The organism is Acinetobacter sp. 5862 (genome assembly GCF_024494585.1).
GTDB lineage: Bacteria > Pseudomonadota > Gammaproteobacteria > Pseudomonadales > Moraxellaceae > Acinetobacter.
The window spans coordinates 84,640-98,334 of the sequence record NZ_JANHGP010000021.1; the positions used below are offsets into that span (position 1 = coordinate 84,640).

14 protein-coding genes are annotated in these 13,695 nt (G+C 39.4%); 6 read left to right on the forward strand and 8 right to left on the reverse strand.

Going from position 1 to position 13,695, the window contains the following annotated elements; translation table 11 throughout:
- Positions 1-12: 12 nt before the first annotated feature.
- The gene (locus NO346_RS03750; protein ID WP_087547252.1) at positions 13-921 is read right to left on the reverse strand and encodes a LysR substrate-binding domain-containing protein; all 909 of its coding nucleotides are present in this window, start codon (positions 919-921) and stop codon (positions 13-15) included.
- A gap of 383 nt (positions 922-1,304) precedes the next feature.
- Here NO346_RS03750 and NO346_RS03755 point away from each other — a divergent pair, with 383 nt between their 5' ends.
- On the forward strand, positions 1,305-2,357 hold the full coding sequence (locus NO346_RS03755; protein WP_005218487.1) for an MBL fold metallo-hydrolase: 1,053 nt from the start codon (positions 1,305-1,307) through the stop codon (positions 2,355-2,357).
- Here NO346_RS03755 and NO346_RS03760 read toward each other — a convergent pair.
- From NO346_RS03760 to NO346_RS03780, 5 genes are all read right to left on the reverse strand, one after another.
- Positions 2,344-2,751 carry a DoxX-like family protein gene (locus tag NO346_RS03760; protein ID WP_256414291.1) on the reverse strand — a complete coding sequence of 136 codons (408 nt, stop codon included), beginning with the start codon at positions 2,749-2,751 and terminating at the stop codon, positions 2,344-2,346. The two genes, NO346_RS03755 and NO346_RS03760, sit on opposite strands and share 14 nt — an antisense overlap.
- Entirely contained in the window at positions 2,748-3,188 is a 441-nt protein-coding gene (locus NO346_RS03765) for a thiol-disulfide oxidoreductase DCC family protein (RefSeq protein WP_256414292.1), read from the reverse strand. Before NO346_RS03765 ends, NO346_RS03760 begins: the two co-directional genes overlap by 4 nt.
- Positions 3,189-3,280: 92 nt before the next feature.
- A complete protein-coding gene (locus NO346_RS03770; RefSeq protein WP_256414293.1) occupies positions 3,281-4,801 on the reverse strand; it encodes a catalase in 1,521 nt (506 codons plus the stop codon).
- A gap of 454 nt (positions 4,802-5,255) precedes the next feature.
- Complete coding sequence (ptsP, locus tag NO346_RS03775; protein WP_256414294.1) at positions 5,256-7,550, reverse strand: phosphoenolpyruvate--protein phosphotransferase; 2,295 nt, start codon at positions 7,548-7,550, stop codon at positions 5,256-5,258.
- 98 nt (positions 7,551-7,648) lie between these two features.
- The gene (locus NO346_RS03780) at positions 7,649-8,119 is read right to left on the reverse strand and encodes an RNA pyrophosphohydrolase (RefSeq protein WP_005162709.1); all 471 of its coding nucleotides are present in this window, start codon (positions 8,117-8,119) and stop codon (positions 7,649-7,651) included.
- A gap of 183 nt (positions 8,120-8,302) precedes the next feature.
- Between NO346_RS03780 and NO346_RS03785 the strand changes: the two genes are divergently transcribed.
- The 5 genes from NO346_RS03785 (at position 8,303) to NO346_RS03805 (ending at position 12,437) form a co-directional block, all read left to right on the forward strand.
- Positions 8,303-8,953, forward strand: coding sequence for an HAD family phosphatase (locus NO346_RS03785; RefSeq protein ID WP_256414296.1), 651 nt, complete (start codon positions 8,303-8,305; stop codon positions 8,951-8,953).
- Between the two features lie 85 nt (positions 8,954-9,038).
- A complete protein-coding gene (locus tag NO346_RS03790) occupies positions 9,039-9,305 on the forward strand; it encodes a hypothetical protein (RefSeq protein ID WP_087536320.1) in 267 nt (88 codons plus the stop codon).
- A 64-nt stretch (positions 9,306-9,369) separates the two neighbouring features.
- Positions 9,370-10,803 carry a DUF2252 domain-containing protein gene (locus NO346_RS03795; protein ID WP_256414298.1) on the forward strand — a complete coding sequence of 478 codons (1,434 nt, stop codon included), beginning with the start codon at positions 9,370-9,372 and terminating at the stop codon, positions 10,801-10,803.
- A 51-nt stretch (positions 10,804-10,854) separates the two neighbouring features.
- Positions 10,855-11,601: a sporulation protein gene (locus NO346_RS03800; RefSeq protein ID WP_256414299.1), complete on the forward strand. Its 747-nt coding sequence runs from the start codon at positions 10,855-10,857 to the stop codon at positions 11,599-11,601.
- Between the two features lie 74 nt (positions 11,602-11,675).
- The gene (locus tag NO346_RS03805) at positions 11,676-12,437 is read left to right on the forward strand and encodes a hypothetical protein (protein WP_256414300.1); all 762 of its coding nucleotides are present in this window, start codon (positions 11,676-11,678) and stop codon (positions 12,435-12,437) included.
- Positions 12,438-12,453: 16 nt separating this feature from the next.
- Here NO346_RS03805 and NO346_RS03810 read toward each other — a convergent pair whose 3' ends face one another.
- Positions 12,454-13,317 carry a LysR family transcriptional regulator gene (locus NO346_RS03810; RefSeq protein ID WP_256414302.1) on the reverse strand — a complete coding sequence of 288 codons (864 nt, stop codon included), beginning with the start codon at positions 13,315-13,317 and terminating at the stop codon, positions 12,454-12,456.
- Between the two features lie 53 nt (positions 13,318-13,370).
- Positions 13,371-13,577 (reverse strand): DUF2061 domain-containing protein, encoded by a 207-nt coding sequence (locus NO346_RS03815; protein ID WP_004674543.1) that lies wholly within the window; start codon positions 13,575-13,577, stop codon positions 13,371-13,373.
- Positions 13,578-13,695: the final 118 nt, after the last annotated feature.

Here is a 13,695-nt window from a genome sequence, read left to right on the forward strand (position 1 = left end):
TCGGCTTTTTTCTTAGCTTGCATAAAGTGCTAACTGTTCTAGTTCGAAAACTTGTCTAATTTCTTCCAAAAATTGTTCTGCTGCTTGGCTTAGTGAGGTGCGATGGAAACTCATAAATACATCGAGACTCGGCAGAGGGTGGTTTAATGGACGAACAGCGATTTGATCCGTCGCAAGCGCTTGCATATAAGAAGGTAAAATCGCGCAGCTCGAACCACTCTGTACTGCTTGAATACATTCAGCGATCTTGTTGGTTTCGTGGACCGATTTAAATTTAATTTGATGCTGATCTCTGTATTTCAGAATCGTTTGAGCCAATGGTTGAGAAAGTTTATGTGACAGGATGGTCAGTTCCAATCCATTCAGTTGTTCAATATTTAACTCATTAAACTCCACTAAAGGATGCTGTTTCGGTAAGATAAAAATTAACGGTTCTTTCAAAACCAATTGACTGGCAAAATATTCATTTTGAAAGTCTTGATTAATAAAAATAATGTCTAAATCACCTTTTTTTAATTCTGCGATTTGATCACTTTCTTTTAAGTTTAATGTGTTGATTTGCAGTTTAGGTGTTTTGACACGTAACCTAGGGAAAATATAGGGAAAAATTCTAATTTCAGCAGAAGGTACAAATCCGATTCTTAGACATTGTACTTTTGCTGCCGCAACTTGTCGCGCCATGGTAATGGCTTTGTCCGCTTGGGTTAAGGTTAAGCGTGCTTGCTCTAAAAAAACGAGACCTTCCTCAGTCAATTCAACTTTACGTTTGGTGCGATAAAATAATTGAACACCAATATCATCCTCTAAATCTTTGATTTGTTGGCTTAAAGAGGGTTGGGCTGTATGCAGTTTTATCGCAGCCTTACTGAAGCTTAATTCCTCAGCAACAGTAATAAAGTAACGTAAATGGCGTAATTCCATTAGACTGATCCAAATATGTCTTACTATTATTGTAATAGTATGAGTGTTAGAAAGTACTTCTCGATGTGTATTATATAATAGCTGTTTTTTTAAACAATATACTTTCTCTTAAAATATAAAAAATGTATTAGAGAAATAAAAAACTATGTAAGGTATATAGTGGAAAAGTTTGATATGTTCCCTAAAATTGTATTGACTCGACTGGATAAAATCAGCATAACTAACAAGCTTATGTTAGGATCAAGTTCGATTGTTTAGAGACAGTTAAACCCTCTAAAAAAATCATACAATTAGATTGATTTTAAAAGTTAGAGTAAAGGACTGCTCATTATCCCAATCCTATCGGAATTTTGTGCGATTCAATTCCAGCAAAGAAGAAGTACATGAAAGATAAGCCGACATTAACCTATCAATTGCCGACCCAATCTTGCTTGAGCCATACTTGGGGGAAACCTCCATTTCCACATGAGCCTTCTGATCATTGTGGTATTGATCGTTTTTATAATTTAGAAAAACCGCTTACACCGTTTGACCGTAAAGGTTTATTTAAATGGCTAGCGACACGAAAATCTTATACTTGGAATGTTGATCGCGCACATGAAGCTAATTTGCGTAATCAAATGCTTGAGTTACCACAAAATAGACCACACGCAGATTTAAATAATTGGCAGATTTGGTTTGTAGGACATGCAACCGTTCTCATCCAAATAGGCCCTTACAACTTCTTAACCGACCCTGTCTGGTGTGACTATGTGAGCCCAAAGCAAGGTCAAGGCCCGCAACGAGTTTGCCCAGCAGGCATCGCTTTAGAAAAGCTTCCAACGATTCATGCAGTACTACTAAGCCATAATCATTATGACCATATGGACTTGGCAACGTTGGAGTGGCTGCATCAGAAATTTAAAATGCCGATTTATACGGGTTTAGGTAATGGTTACTACTTAGCAAAACATTTACATGTGATTGAAATGGATTGGTGGCAAGAGATTCCTTTTCATGATGAAATTAAGATAGCCTATACCCCAGCACAACATGCTTCTGGACGTGGGGCACGGGATCAAAATAGAGCTTTATGGGGTGGTTTTTCGCTTCTAGCAAAGACAGGACATTGTTTCTTTGCGGGTGACACAGGTTACGCAGGGCACTTCAAACAAATACATGAGCGATATGGTGATGCACGTATTGCACTATTACCCATCGGTGCTTATGAGCCACGAAAGTTAATGCGATATGTGCATATGAATCCACAAGATGCTTTTCACGCGCATTTAGATTTGCATGCGCATCGTTCATTGGCCATTCATTTTCGAACTTTCCAACTTACTGATGAAGATCGCAATGCTCCTGAACATGAGTTACAACAAGCAATGAAATCTTCATCTAAATTAGTCAATCCATTTTATTGTATTCGTGAAGGACATTTCATTCGGGCTTAGTGTGAGTCTTTGCGTTGAGGCACCAGATTGAAATCAGCGAAAGACTCCCTAATGCAATATTCATCACGACGGGATTAAATGCTTGGTAAATTTGATTTGGGTAAATGAATAGAATAAAAATAAATAACCCAACTAAACTCAAAATGCTGAGCCAGTGCAAATATTGATGTCTTATAAACAGAAAGAGAATGCCAAAAATGACCTCGCCAATCCCTGAAAGCGAGACTAACCATGGTATATACACATCAGGAATATGTAATTGTTGCCAAACGTATTGTTCACCCTCTACCTGAAAAATTAATTTAGGAACTAAACCTTGATAAATCCAAAGAAAGGCAATAATCAACTGACAGAATTTTAAAATCTGTGCAATTGTAAGTTCAGCATTTCTCATCTTAAAACATCATCCAATAAAAAATGCTGTTTATCACTTGCTTGAATCACATAACAATCCTCAGTCTTACCAAAAAGTTGATAACGATTGAGGGCAATACGTCGATAAGTAAAGTCACGTACAAATTTTGGAACAAACTTGCCATATCGTAATGTATTGTAAGGAAAATCAAGGGATTCCATCACACGTAAGAAAGCTGTTGATTCAGTGAATAATTGCCCCTTCTCAAGTAAGAGCATGGTTTCAAAATGGTCAGTTGGGAAATGGTACTTTTTTAAGATCTGTTGCCCCAAATCTGATTGCACAGAAACGAGTTTGAATTGATAACGTAGATCATGCTTGATCATAAAATTTGCCCATGCTGAGCAAAGAACACATTTCGCATCGAATAAGATCAGGTTATAACTTAGGATGAGTTGATCTAATTGTTTTGACATGATTATTTTTCTATAAGAGATTGACTAAATTGTTACCTAAGTTCATAAAAAAAGCCATCCGCAGATGGCTTTTTATTTGGATGTTTTAGGGTTTAAAGAAAGCTTGGTAAATGACGAGCAGGGTCAGTCTCACGTGCTGCTTGAGCGTCTGCAACAGTAAGTCCTAGGGCTGCAGCAACACCTTCGCCATAAGCTGGATGGCAAGCATAGCAGTTACGGATATGACGATACTTGATAAAGTCCAACGCATCACCCATCGCGCGTGCTGTATTGCCAAATAAGGCATCTTGCTGTTCAGGTGTCATTAACTCGAACAAGGCACGAGGTTGACTGAAGTAGTCATTATCATCTTCACGATAATCCCAGAAGTCTGCATCGCCATTGATTTTCAATGGTGGTTCTTTGTATTGCGGCTGTTCTTGCCATTGGCCGAAACTGTTGGGTTCATAATGTGGTAAACCACCATAGTTGGCATCAATGCGACCTTGACCATCACGGTGATTACTGTGAACAGGGCAGCGAGCAGCATTCACGGGAATTTGTTGATAGTTCACACCTAAACGGTAACGTTGAGCATCCGCATAGTTAAATAGGCGTGCCTGTAACATACGGTCAGGTGAAACGCTAATACCTGGCACTAAGTTACTTGGTGCAAAAGCAGATTGTTCAACATCTAGGAAGAAGTTTTCAGAGTTGCGATTGAGTTCAAACTCACCAACTTCAATCAGTGGATAGTCGCCATGAGGCCAAACTTTAGTTAAATCGAATGGATGATATGGAACTTTCTCAGCATCTTGTTCTGGCATGATTTGTACGAAAAGCGTCCATTTTGGATAGTCTTGACGTTCGATGGCATCGAATAAATCGCGTTGATGGCTTTCACGGTCTTGACCCACCAATTCACCAGCTTCTGCATCAGTTAGGTTTTTAATTCCTTGTTGCGTTCTAAAGTGGAATTTCACCCAGAAACGTTCATTGGCTGCATTAATGAAGCTATAGGTATGACTACTAAAACCATGCATATGTCGGTAGCTAGCAGGGATACCGCGATCTGACATTACAATCGTGACTTGATGCAGGGCTTCTGGCAATAAAGTCCAGAAATCCCAATTATTGGTAGCACTGCGTAGATTGGTTTTTGGGTCGCGTTTTACTGCTTTGTTGAGATCTGGGAATTTGCGTGGATCACGTAAGAAGAATACAGGGGTATTATTACCTACCATATCCCAGTTACCTTCTTCAGTATAAAATTTTAAGGCAAAACCACGAATATCTCGTTCAGCATCCGCTGCGCCACGTTCACCTGCAACCGTGGTAAAACGAGCAAACATTTCTGTTTTTTTGCCGATTTCGCTAAAGATTTTAGCGCGAGTATATTGAGTAATATCATGGGTAACTGTAAATGTACCGAATGCACCTGAACCTTTAGCGTGCATACGACGTTCAGGAATCACTTCACGGACAAAGTTGGCAAGTTTTTCATTTAGCCATAAATCTTGGGCTAATAAAGGACCCCGAGCACCTGCTGTCATACTATTTTGATTATCCACCACGGGTGCACCAAAATCAGTGGTTAAGTGGCTATAAGGACATTTTTTATCGTCTTGGCTCATGTTCTATCTCCATCAAGATGACCTGTGAGCTGGGTCATCTGAACTGTTTGACCGTTCAAAGATATGAATGTTTAACCGTATCGGCTACAAAATGGGTATCAAAAATGAAGATGCCTAAATTGGTTTGTAATGATGTGGTTTACATCCGTTGTATTTTTACTCTAGATTGATGAAAGTTTTTTTTCCAATGGATTAAAGTTGATGTCATAAATGCTTTATCCGATTGAAGCTGTTTAAATCTTAAATGTGGCAATGAGAATTGTTGAGTAATAAATTGTTAAAATTTGAAAAAGTCCCATTAAAATAACCAATTAAAGGGAATTGAATAGTTCATTAAGGGTAATTGTATAATCAACTCCCAAATTCAGCTTGTATGCTCATATATAAAAACAGGAGGTTTTTCACCTGTTGCAGTTGTGTAAAGGCATCCTTGAAAGGATGCCCTACTTATTTTCTAGGCACTGACCAAACGATTTGATTTGACCATATCTGCAAGACCATGCGTTTTAAAGTAGTGTTCAAGCCAACTTTTAATGACCAGAGGGTTATTCATGTGTAAAACATCGTCTAAGAGTTGTTTTGCATCACTCATTGGGACATGACAAATCGCTTTACGAACTCTTAATATATTGCTAGAACTCATAGAAAGTGTATTGAAACCCATCGCCATCAGTAGAATGGCAGATAATGGATCTCCTGCCATTTCACCACAGACACTGACTGGTTTTTGATAGATATGACAATCTTCTACTAAACGGTTTAAAGCACGTAAGACAGACGGATGAAAGTGCGAATATACGTTAGCTACATGAGGATTGTTACGATCAACAGCCAATAAATATTGGGTTAAGTCATTGGAACCAACTGAAAAGAAGTCGACCAGCTCAGCAAACTCACCAATTTGTAAAAGTACACTCGGTACTTCAACCATGATCCCAATTTTAGGCTTAGTGATTTTGACTTGTTCTTCTTCTTGTACAGCTAACCAGTCTCGTTCCAACAGATACAAGACTTCTTCAACTTCACTGACACTTGTCACCATCGGTAACAAAATATGCAAATTATTCAAACCAATACTAGCTTTTAGCATGGCACGGATTTGCGCTGAGAAAATTTCAGGGTGATCCAGAGTAAAGCGTAGACCACGCCAACCTAATGCCGAGTTTTCTTCTTCAATACTAAAATAAGGCAAATCTTTATCCGCACCGATATCGAGAGTTCGCATAATCACGGGCTTATTGGCAAAATGGCTCAACTGCTGACGATAGATGGCACGTTGTTCTTCTTCACCTGGGAATCGTTCGCGTAGCATGAACGGAATTTCGCTGCGATATAAACCAACACCTTTCGCACCACGTTGCACGCCACGAACAACGTCAATCATCAAACCTGTATTTACGAATAAAGGAATAGAGACACCATCAGGTGTAATCGCATCTTTGGTTTCATATTGCTTCAAATCTTTGGCGATTTGCTCTTCTTCTTTCTGGACTTCCTTATAACGCTGGCGTAAGCGGCGCGGCGGATTGACAAAGACACGCCCCTGATAGGCATCGACAATCATCTCAATGTCATCAAGGGTGTTGATTGGCAATTCGGTGACACCCACAACGGTTGGAATCCCCAGAGCGCGTGCCACGATTACCATGTGCGAATTCGCTGCGCCTTCAGAAGTCACAATCGCAGCGATTTTATCAACAGGAAGTTCAACTAAAGCCGCCGTACTAATTTCCTCACCAATTAAAATACTGTCTGGGCTAAGTTCACGGTGACTGGAATCATTTTCTTGTAAGCAAGCTAAAATTCGGCGACCAAGATCTTTGAGGTCAGAAACCCGTTCACGTAAGTAATCGTCCTCCATTTGTGCAAACAGCGCCACATGCTTGTCAATGACTTTACGCACCGCACCTTGTGCCCAACTGCCTGCACGAATGTGATCTTTAATCTCACTTGGTAAGGCATTTTCATCTAACATCCGCAAGAACACGCTAAATAACGCACGTTCTTCTGACATCAATGAGTCTTGCATTTTCTCATCTAAAGATTGGATCTCTAAACGTACCGCAGCAATCGCTTGATCTAATAGGTCGAGTTCATCACTGATATCTTCAGCTTCACGATCGGGAATTGCAGCAAGATCGGCTGGGGGATAGAGCACGATGGCGCGACCTAATGCAATCCCTCCAGCACCTGAAACCCCTTGGAAGGTTTTGTAAGATGAACCACTCGTTGGTTTGCGGAAAACATCAATATTTCCGACCGCATGTGCATGGGCAATTACCCCTGAGAGTTGCGCACATAAAGTAACGAGAAATGATTCAGCCGCTTCACTAAAGTCTTGAGGTTCTTTATTTTGAACAACTAAAACGCCCATCACTTTACGGCGATACATCACGGGTACGCCAAGAAATGAGTTAAATAGCTCTTCACCTGTTTCAGGCAAATAAGCAAAGCGTTCATGCTTAGGTGCGTTATCTAAGTTTACAATTTCTTCACGGTTACCGACTAAACCGACGAGACCTTCACCAACACTCAAAGAAACATGTCCAACAGCTTCAGGTTTTAAACCTTTTGAAGCCATGAGCACATAGCGTTTATTTCGTTCATCCAATAAATAAATGGAACATACATCGACATGCATCGCTTCAGCCACATGATTGACCATAATGTCTAAAGAATCATGCAAACTGACGGACGCATTAATTTCTTGCACAATGCGTCTAAGCGTGTCGAGTTGCATGTTTGACATGGATGTTTACTCCAATTTATAAATCGTTATCGGTCTAGTTATAACAGCTCTATGATCAAAAATCATTGCTTAAAGTGATGATTTGTTGACGATTAACGCTACGGTAATTGTAAACACAACTCCATCATGGCTCTGCGGTAAACATCTCTTTTGAAGTTCACTACTTGACCTAATGGATACCAGTAACTCACCCATTGCCATTGATCGAACTCGGGTGGGTCTGATAGATTTAACTGAATATGATGCGGCGATGCCGTTAATTTCAGTAAAAACCACTTTTGCTTTTGTCCAATACATACCGGATCAGAATCTGACCGAATGTACCGATGTGGCAAACGATAACGCAGCCAACTTTTAGTCTGCGCTACTATTTGGACGTGTTCGGGCAATAAACCGACTTCTTCTCTCAGTTCACGATAAAGTGCCTGTTCAGGGGTTTCTCCAAACTGGATCCCTCCTTGTGGAAATTGCCAAGCATTGTGACCAATGCGTTTTGCCCATAAAACTTGTCCGTCATCGTTTGCCAAAATGATCCCGACGTTGGGTCGGAAACCTTCTGAATCGATCATTTGGCTACCTAAATTTTCTCTATATCGTTGACTTTGATCTCGGGGACAGTCACTCTTCACGTCCAACTCGAAAAAGGTCAAAGTAAAATGTTTAAAATTGCTATGATCTTAACGAATTTTTAGTCACTTACGGAAATAGATTTACGTTTTTTTTCTTTAATTTGCATTTAAATGAGCATTTATATGAAATTGGCTTTGTTTGATTTAGATCACACCCTGTTAAATACCGATTCTGACCACTCATGGGGTGAGTTTTTAGTGAATGAAGGTTTGGTTGATCCAGTTCATCATCGTCAAATGAATGATAAATTCTACGAGGACTATAAGGCAGGACAACTTGATCCGATTGCCTATAACGAATTTGTCTTTGAATTTTTGACCAAGCATGACAATACTTATTTAACTGAACTACACCAGTTGTTTATGCAAAAAGTGATTCGCCCCCAAATGCGTCCGAAAGGTTTTGATGCAATTAAAAAGCATCAAGATTTAGGTCATGCGATTGTTGGGATTACTGCAACCAGTGATTTTATTACGGCTCCGATTTTTCGTGAATTTGGTATTACTGAAATTATTGCCACCAATGCCGAAGTTCTTGATGGGAAGTATACGGGTAAGGTGACAGGTTTACCTTGTTATCAGAAAGGTAAGCTTGCTCGTTTAGATCAATGGTTACAGGGAAGAGCAGTTGATGAGTCTTGGGCGTATTCAGATTCAATCAATGATCGTTTTTTGCTTGAATATGCAACCCATGCAATTGCAGTGAATCCTGATGATCGTTTAAAAAAATTGGCGCAAGATCAAGATTGGGATATTCAAGACTGGTCGATTTAAGCGAAGAATATAAAAAATGTTAAACATATTGAGCTGTTCGATATGTTTAATATAGTAAATAAGAACAATGAATTGGAGATAAAAAATGAAAGATCATCCACAGGAAAACGAACCTAGCAAACAGCCAAAATGTAAACAGGTTTGCGCAGCATTTTTTGGTGAATTGGTGGGACAACTTCTACCATACGGCGCTTTTTTTCTCATCGCCAATGTATATTTTGCTTATATTGTTTTTGGTGTCGGCGCATTATTTTTAATTTTACCTTTTGCAATGCTGATTTATTATGCAGCAAAAAAGTATGTGCAAAAACAAAAGGCACATGACAAAAATCATAAATTGAGTGAAAAATAAAAATTATTTATCTGATCCATTCAATTTATTGTTATAACACTACTGAATTTATGTCGGGGGTGTTATGAAAAAACAACAAATTAAACTGCCAAAACAACTTTGGACAGAAGACTGCATTGATCTTACTCGGCATAGTTATCAAGGTAAGTTACTGACAAAAACCGAAGGTTTTAAATTAGGAAAAGCGCAACGTCAAAAAGTTTCACGTGAACAGTTGTCACAACTATCGCAACGACCTAAAGGTCTAACGGCTTTAAATATTTATGATTGGAGTAATCAAGGACGTTTAGAGCAGCTTAAGCCGATTCGTGCCAAGCGTATGAGTGTTTCTCCATTTACCTATTATCGTGGTATGCCTTCTTTAATGTTGTTTGATCAAGCATGGGAGCAGTTTAACTCAGGTTTATTCCAGCAAATTTCTGGGGATTGTCATTTAAGCAATTTTGGTGGTTTTGCTAGCCCTGAACGTAATCTGTTATTTGGAATTAATGATTTTGATGAGACCTTGGTTGCGCCATTTGAATGGGACTTGAAACGTTTGGCAACCAGTTTTGTGATTGCTGCACAAGATGTTGGGTTGGGCAACCGTGTAGGCTTAAAAGCCATTAAAACCATGTTGAATAGTTACCGTCAGCACCTACTTGAAAATATGGAATTATCACCATTACAGGTATGGTATGAGAAAGTTGATGCCAGTACATTGCTGGAAAATACGGAATGTCGAAAACTCAGAAAAAAACGGGCCAGACATTTGGACTCCGCGCAGAAAAGAAATGCCCACTCGGTTTTGCCTAAACTGACCCAACAGGACAAAGAAACAGGTTTCAGACATTTTATTGATGATGAACCTTTGCTTTGGCATCCAAAGTCAAATGAACCGTTCAGTAAGAATGTGGATGAATTTTTTAGACAGTATCGTGATTCATTGAAACATGATCGGCAGGTCCTATTTGACCGTTATCAACGTACCGATGTGGCATTCAAAGTGGTGGGCGTGGGGAGCGTGGGTACACGTTCAGCCATTGCACTATTTCAGGATGCCGATCGTGAGCCGTTAATTTTACAGATGAAAGAAGCCAACCCCTCTATTTTAAGTCCATTATTCCCTGAAAAAGTGAAGCATGAAGGTGAGCGTGTCATACATGGTCAGCAGTTGATGCAAGCGGCAAGCGACATTTTCCTCGGTTTTTCTACCTTAGAAAAACATTTCCATGTGCGTCAGCTCCGTGATATGAAAATCTCAGTTGATTTAGCGGATATGGATGATGATTATTTTTATGAATATGCCGAAAGCTGTGGCTTAGCTTTAGCGCATGCACATGCAAAATCTGGTAATGCCGATGTTTTGATGGGCTATCTAGGTGAAGGCAACAAGATTGTAGATGTTTTGCAAGAGTATGCCATGCGATATGCTGAGCGTAATTTGAATGATTATCAGCAATTTATGAACGAAATAGCAGATGGCAAGCTTCAAATCGCTGGGGATGAAGCACTTTAAAAATAAGTAGCCAGTTATAGATTTAACGAAATAATTCAAAAGGGTCGAAATATGTTTAAAAAAATGATGTCAAGTTTGGGTATTCAAGGGGTAACTGTAGAAACGCATTTGCATAATCCAACTTTACAAGCGGGTGGAACATTAGAAGGGGAAATTAGTTTTAAAGGCGGCTCATCTGATAAAGAAATCAATAGTTTGTATTTACAATTGATGACCATCGCCGAAGTTGAGTCAGGGGATCATGAATTTAATCAACCTTTGATTTTGGATCAGTGGTTAATCAGTTCAAATTTTTTATTAGCTGCACATCAATCCCATCATATTCCATTTACGATGCAAATCCCATATGAAACCCCTATCACTGAAGTTTCCTGCCGACGTAATGGCGCTCGTGTATGGATTGAAACACACATGGATGTTGACTGGGGACTGGATTCAACCGATCGTGACTATTTAAAAGTGACCCCAACACCAGCGATGCAGGCTTTTTTACAGGCGATGCAACAATGTGGATTTGTTCTGTCGACTGTGGATGTTGAAAAAGGGCAACTGACCGCAAGAAATTTTAGATCAACGATTGGCTGCTATCAGGAGCTAGAGTTTGTATCTTCACAGATGTTTAGTGGTTTTAATGAGGTTGAGGTGTCCTTTGTTGCTGAAGCGCAGCAAACCCATATTATGCTGGAAATTGATCGTACCTTTCGCTCAGACCAGTTGCTTACGATGACCATATCAAACCATAATTTGGACGTGAATCAGATCACGCAGCAAGTTCGCCGTTTATTACAGATTGGATAAAAGATTGAACCTCTCTTTCTAATGGGAGGTTTTTTTGTCATCTTATTGTCATCTTTTCTTCTTAAGATTTAAGCATGAAAATAAAAATAGATCGGGAAGAAAATACTTCCAACAAGCTTGATGCATTAATTCAATTAAAACGCCATCAACCGCATATAAAAATACGCTGGATTATCCTGCCGATTTTAGTCTTACTGCTCATGTATAGCTGGCAACAGCAGATCTTTACCGCTTGGGTTTTACTCCCATTAATATGGACAATTATTGTTTTAAACCATGTTTTGATCGCCAAGACTCGAAGGAATAAATTAGAGAAGATTGAGCAACTCAACATTGATCCAATATTTTGGAATAAATTAAAACAACAATATCCCGAACTGAGCTTAAAACAACGTCGGCTGATTGAACTTGGATTTAAGGATTATTTGGCATTACACGTGATGCAAAAACAAGCCTATGCCATGCCTTCACATGCAGTCGATGCTTTATGGCATGTGATGTTGCAATATCCGATCCAGTATCAGCAATTATGTGAGCAAACCATAGGTCGAATGTTGAATCATAGCCCTTATGACGGAACAACGAGACCAGAAGAACAAGCAAAGCAATTATTTGAAGCTTGGAAATATAGCTGTATGTTACATGGATATAATCCAAGGAATACGATGCAATTGCCACGACTATTTGCGGTTGATCAGGTGTTGGGTTGGGAAAATGGACAATCGTTTGAACTGGCGCAAATGACTAAAGATTTTGCAAAATATGTGCAAGATCAATCATCATCTTCATCCAGTTGTGGCAGTAGCTGTAGCAGTTGTGGCGGAGGCGGTGACTAACTTATCTTTAGCTAACCTAGCCAAGTTGCATCATATTGATTAATTCTTCCGCTGCTTTTGATTGGATTCGTGCAGGATGCCACACCATACCCAGTTGACGTTGCATATCGAGATTCAGATCAAGTTGTTTTAAATCCTGATTGAGTAAGGTCTTGGGTAGAACTGACCAACCCAAACCAATTGAGACCAACATCCGTATGGATTCTAACGGATTGTTGCTCATGGTAATTTTCGGTTTTAGCCCTTTCTTTTCAAATTCCGCCAGCGTGATCTGGCTGGTATAGGTATGTGAGGCGGGAAGCAGGCTTGGATAGGCAATCAAATCTTCTAATTTAAGTTGTGATTGTTGTGCTAAAGGATGAAAAGGTGAGGTCACAAAAACCAAAGGATCATTCCAAATCGTCAAGTAGCTTAGTCGTTCATCTCCAATTGGAGGGAGGGTTAAAAAGGCCAGTTCGAGTTCACCTGCTAAAACTTGTTCATGCGCCTGTTCTGAGTCTACAAAATGCACATCTAAAGTGACTTGCGGAAAAGATTGCACAAAAGCTTTCAGTGGGTCTGCGAGATGATGCAATCCGATATGATGACTCGTCCCAATTTTTAAACGACCCTGTACCTGATTCTGCTCATGACTCAGTGTATGGTGAATTTCACCTAATTCATTGAGCCAAGTTCTCACTTTCGGTAATAAAGAATGTGCTGCATGGGTCGGCTGAATCCCTCGTCCCGCAGATTCAAATAGTTTGACACCAAAATATTCTTCCAGACCATGAATACGTTTAGTGACGGCAGGCTGGGTAATAAAAAGTTGTTCTGCTGCAATTGAGATTGAACCTGTTTCCATGACTTTTAAAAATGCTTCAAATGCAGCAAGATTCATACAGACTTACTCAAATAACTTTAAAATAGGTGCTCAGATATTGAAGCGGAAAATTAGAAATAATTCCAAACTTTTTCATGGAAGAAAAAGGCAAAAGCTTGTACGGTTGGTTCAATTAAACTCAAGGTTGCAGCCATGATTAAATTGCCAGTAATCATATAGGCAACTATCATCGCAACACTAATATGCATGATGTAGTAACTCAAGGTTTTTTTTAAAGTCCGTTGATTGTTAATCACGAATTGCTGAATGTTTGCCATATCGCTCACCCTTTCAAACTCTACTTAATTAAATAATAATGATAGGACTTACGCATTGACAGATTCAAAAAAGTATTAAAATGCTTTATAAAGTATCTGTGATCAGACGAATTAAACA

Excerpts from the sequence above, each read along its gene's own strand:
- NO346_RS03815 (WP_004674543.1), bottom strand. The coding sequence starts at position 13,577 with ATGGCAAACATTCAGCAATTCGTGATTAACAATCAACGGACTTTAAAA.
- NO346_RS03770 (WP_256414293.1), bottom strand. The coding sequence starts at position 4,801 with ATGAGCCAAGACGATAAAAAATGTCCTTATAGCCACTTAACCACTGAT.
- NO346_RS03790 (WP_087536320.1), top strand. The coding sequence starts at position 9,039 with ATGAAAGATCATCCACAGGAAAACGAACCTAGCAAACAGCCAAAATGT.
- NO346_RS03760 (WP_256414291.1), bottom strand. The coding sequence starts at position 2,751 with ATGAGAAATGCTGAACTTACAATTGCACAGATTTTAAAATTCTGTCAG.
- NO346_RS03800 (WP_256414299.1), top strand. The coding sequence starts at position 10,855 with ATGTTTAAAAAAATGATGTCAAGTTTGGGTATTCAAGGGGTAACTGTA.
- NO346_RS03810 (WP_256414302.1), bottom strand. The coding sequence starts at position 13,317 with ATGAATCTTGCTGCATTTGAAGCATTTTTAAAAGTCATGGAAACAGGT.
- NO346_RS03795 (WP_256414298.1), top strand. The coding sequence starts at position 9,370 with ATGAAAAAACAACAAATTAAACTGCCAAAACAACTTTGGACAGAAGAC.
- ptsP (WP_256414294.1), bottom strand. The coding sequence starts at position 7,550 with ATGTCAAACATGCAACTCGACACGCTTAGACGCATTGTGCAAGAAATT.
- NO346_RS03755 (WP_005218487.1), top strand. The coding sequence starts at position 1,305 with ATGAAAGATAAGCCGACATTAACCTATCAATTGCCGACCCAATCTTGC.
- NO346_RS03765 (WP_256414292.1), bottom strand. The coding sequence starts at position 3,188 with ATGTCAAAACAATTAGATCAACTCATCCTAAGTTATAACCTGATCTTA.
- NO346_RS03780 (WP_005162709.1), bottom strand. The coding sequence starts at position 8,119 with ATGATCGATTCAGAAGGTTTCCGACCCAACGTCGGGATCATTTTGGCA.
- NO346_RS03785 (WP_256414296.1), top strand. The coding sequence starts at position 8,303 with ATGAAATTGGCTTTGTTTGATTTAGATCACACCCTGTTAAATACCGAT.
- NO346_RS03805 (WP_256414300.1), top strand. The coding sequence starts at position 11,676 with ATGAAAATAAAAATAGATCGGGAAGAAAATACTTCCAACAAGCTTGAT.
- NO346_RS03750 (WP_087547252.1), bottom strand. The coding sequence starts at position 921 with ATGGAATTACGCCATTTACGTTACTTTATTACTGTTGCTGAGGAATTA.